This is a genomic window from Candidatus Margulisiibacteriota bacterium (assembly GCA_018822365.1).
Lineage (GTDB): Bacteria > Margulisbacteria > WOR-1 > O2-12-FULL-45-9 > XYB2-FULL-48-7 > XYB2-FULL-45-9.
Genome location: JAHJKL010000063.1, coordinates 1 through 3,466, shown reverse-complemented (window position 1 = coordinate 3,466; position 3,466 = coordinate 1). Strand labels below are relative to the sequence as shown.

Sequence of the window (3,466 nt, the reverse complement as noted above, 5' to 3'; positions counted from 1 at the left end):
CTGGCCAAGGTCCACGAGATTGGACCGAAAGTCGCGGAAGGGATTGTTGTTTTCTTCAAAGAGAAGGAGAATCGCCATTTGATTGAGAAGCTGAAAAAAGCAGGGGTGAAGACAAGGGAGCAAGGGATCAAGGGGCCGAAACCGCTTAAGGGGAAGAAGTTTGTTTTCACCGGCGGGATGGAACACTACACCCGGCCGGAAGCGGAAGAGTTGGTCCGCCAGCTCGGCGGCTCGGCCAGTTCGGCAGTCTCCAAAGAGACCGACTATGTCGTCGCCGGGACCGATCCCGGTTCCAAGTACGATAAAGCGAAAAAGCTGGGGGTTAAGGTTTTGACGGAAGAGGAGTTTGTGAGGCTCACAAAGAAAACGTAAAGTTCCAGGAGGCCAGAGCTGAACGACGGAAGCCCGCGAATGAACTTCGCGGCTTCCTGGAAAAATTAAAGAATTCATTCTACGGTTTTTAGAGGTTATGGATTCGAAGGAACCGCGAACTTATTCGCAGGAGTATAAATAAATGCAACAACAACTAAAGCTCGTTAAAAACCTTCTCGAGACCCGCAAGGCGCGGCGGAATTCGACGGAACCTGAGAATGAATTCTCGGTTCCTGGGTGAAAAAGTGCAGAATAAATTCCGCACTTTTTCAGTGTAAAATGGTTTATGCTTTATCACTATACTTTTAATAGTTATGATGGCCAACAGACGCTTGATGATGAGGAAATAAGAAGTTTTCTCAAAAATACATTTGCCACCATCTCCGATGAGAAGGGCTTTGAAATTCTGGCCTGTGAGATTCTTTGTGATCATGTTCACCTGTTAATCGAACAAAATTATGTTCTTAGCGCTTCGGGTGTGATGAAGTTGATAAAGGGGATATCAGCCAGAAGATTGTTTCAAGCGTATCCAACGAATCGTTTTGAGCATCGCAAGCTTTGGGGGAGATCATTCCATGCCCGAAAGATTAAAAGCGCAGAAAAAGAAATTGTAATACAATACATTAAGAACCAAAGAGATGGGCAGGGGATCGATAAAAGGATGAACCAAAAACCGTAGAATTCATTCTACGGTTTTTAGGGGTTATGAATTCGAAGGAACCGCGAATTCATTCGCAGGTTCCTTCCACGGATTCAGGAGTTATGGAGGAATAGGAACCGCGAATTCATTCGCAGGAGTATAAATAAATGCAACAACAACTTAAACTAATTAAAAACCTTCTCGAAACCCGCAAAGCGCGGCGGAAGGAGAAGCTCTTCGTCGTCGAAGGGGTGCGGATGGTCGAAGAAGCGGGGGCGCGAGTCAAAACTTTCTTCTACTCCGAGAACCTGCCGATCGTTAAGAAGCTGGAAGAGCAGATGAGTGTCGGTTACAAAGTCTCGAAAAAGCAACTGGCCGAGATCTCCCAAGTTGAAACACCGCAGGGGATCGTGGCGATTGTTAGAGAACAGGAATACACCTTAGATCAGATTGATACCAAGGGAGTCATCGTCTACTGCCTCGGCGTCCAGGACCCGGGGAATCTGGGGACGATCATCAGGACTGCCGATGCCTTTGGGGCGAGCGGCGTGATCCTCTCTAAAGGGACGGTCGACCTGTATAACCCGAAAGTGGTTCGCGCGACCATGGGATCGCTTTTCCACCTGCCGATCGTCATCGTTGAGAATGACGAGGAAACCATTGCCCAATTGAAGCAAAAAAATGTTAAAATAATTGCAACCGATCTTAAAGCAGAGAAAATAGCGACTGACGGGGATTATCGCGGCGGGGTCGCTTTCCTGGTCGGGAACGAAGGATCCGGGTTGCTCCCCGGGATCGTTGCCCAGGGCGAGGCGGTCAAGATCCCGATGCCGGGAAACGCCGAGTCGCTCAATGTCGCCGTCTCGACCGCGATCTTACTATACGAAGCGGTCAGACAAAGGGAACATGCAGGAAAAAATTAAACAAATTCAGGAAACCGCCATTGGCTTGATCCGCCAGGCCAAAGACCTGGTCGAGCTTGACCAGGTCAGGATCCGCTTTCTGGGGAAGAAAGGTGAGCTGACCGAGCTTTTGAAATCACTGGGGAGCTTGCCCCAGGAGGAGCGCCCGAAAGCAGGAGGGCTGGTTAATGAGGCCAAGGGGATATTAGAAGCGGCGTTGAATGACCAGCACGAAAGTCTGATGATGCTGGAACAAAAAAAGAAGATCGCCGCCGAACGGATCGATATCACCCTTCCCGGCAAAGGGATCAAGCAGGGAAAACTTCACCCTCTGACCCAGACCATGGAAAGGGTTAAGGATATTTTTCTCTCCCTCGGTTTTGAGATCGAAGAAGGGCCGGAAGTCGAGTTGGAGTATTATAATTTTGATGGTTTAAATATTCCGGCCCACCATCCGTCGCGCGACATCGAATCGACCTTTGTGGTGAGAGAAGGTGTTGTCCTGCGGACCCACACCTCTCCTGTCCAAATTAGGGTGATGGAAAAACGAAAGCCCCCCCTGGCAATAGTTGCTCCCGGCCGGGTCTTTCGCCGCGACTATGACGCCACCCATTCGCCAGTCTTCCATCAATTGGAAGGTTTCCTGGTCAATAAAAACGTTACGTTTGCCGACCTGAAAGGGACCCTCACCGAATTTCTCCGCCAGATGTTCGGATCTGAAAAGAAGGTCCGCTTCCGGCCGAGCTTTTTCCCCTTTACCGAACCGTCGGCCGAAGTCGATGTTGAATGTTTGAGATGCGGCAGCGAAGGGAAGAAGGGGTGCAACATTTGCAAAGGGACCGGCTGGCTCGAGATCCTTGGTTCCGGGATGATCGACCCGAACGTTTTTAAGGCTGTCGGCTACGATCCGGAGAAGTATTCAGGGTTTGCTTTTGGGATGGGGATCGAAAGGATCGCGATGCTGAAATACGGGATCGATGATATCCGTTTATTTTACGAGAATGACTTGCGTTTTCTGGAGCAATTTTAATGAAAGTACCGATTGATTGGCTTAAAGAACTGGTCCCAATTAAAGCGACGCCGGAAAGATTGGCCGACCTGGTCTCTTTGGGGGGGCTGGAGACCAATTTGATCGCCAGTGATATTCTGGAGGTTGATATTCTCCCCAACCGGGCCGATTGCTGGAGCGTGCGCGGGATCGCCCGGGAAGTCGCGGCCCTCACCAAAGTAAAAGTTAAGGCCGATCAGCCCAAGCTGATAGAGAGTGCCGAGAAAACCAAGAAATATGTCCAGGTTGATATCCTGGAGCCTGTTTTGTGCCCCCGTTATATGGCGAGAGTGATCAAAAACGTCAAAGTGGGAGAGTCGCCTGATTGGTTGAAGCACCGCCTGGAAAAAGCTGGGATCCGTTCGATCAACAATGTTGTTGACGCGACCAATTATCTTCTGCTGGAGATCGGGCAGCCGATGCACGCTTTTGACGCTTCACTGGTCAAAGAGCGACATATTGTCGTTCGCCGGGCTGAACCTAACGAAAAGGTCCTCGCCCTGG

General features: G+C 50.0%; 5 protein-coding genes. All 5 read left to right on the top strand.

The window, feature by feature from the left end:
* The coding region (locus tag KKF06_05960) for an NAD-dependent DNA ligase LigA (GenBank protein ID MBU1617295.1) at positions 1-372 on the top strand (372 nt) is incomplete at its 5' end.
* Between the two features lie 286 nt (positions 373-658).
* Positions 659-1,051 (top strand): IS200/IS605 family transposase, encoded by a 393-nt coding sequence (gene tnpA, locus KKF06_05955; protein MBU1617294.1) that lies wholly within the window; start codon positions 659-661, stop codon positions 1,049-1,051.
* A gap of 128 nt (positions 1,052-1,179) precedes the next feature.
* Entirely contained in the window at positions 1,180-1,935 is a 756-nt protein-coding gene (locus tag KKF06_05950; GenBank protein MBU1617293.1) for an RNA methyltransferase, read from the top strand.
* Complete coding sequence (gene pheS, locus KKF06_05945; GenBank protein MBU1617292.1) at positions 1,919-2,944, top strand: phenylalanine--tRNA ligase subunit alpha; 1,026 nt, start codon at positions 1,919-1,921, stop codon at positions 2,942-2,944. The genes KKF06_05950 and pheS overlap by 17 nt, the downstream gene beginning before the upstream one ends.
* Positions 2,944-3,466 (top strand): phenylalanine--tRNA ligase subunit beta (locus KKF06_05940; GenBank protein ID MBU1617291.1); only part of this gene is annotated, 523 nt, incomplete at its 3' end. The genes pheS and KKF06_05940, both read left to right, overlap by 1 nt.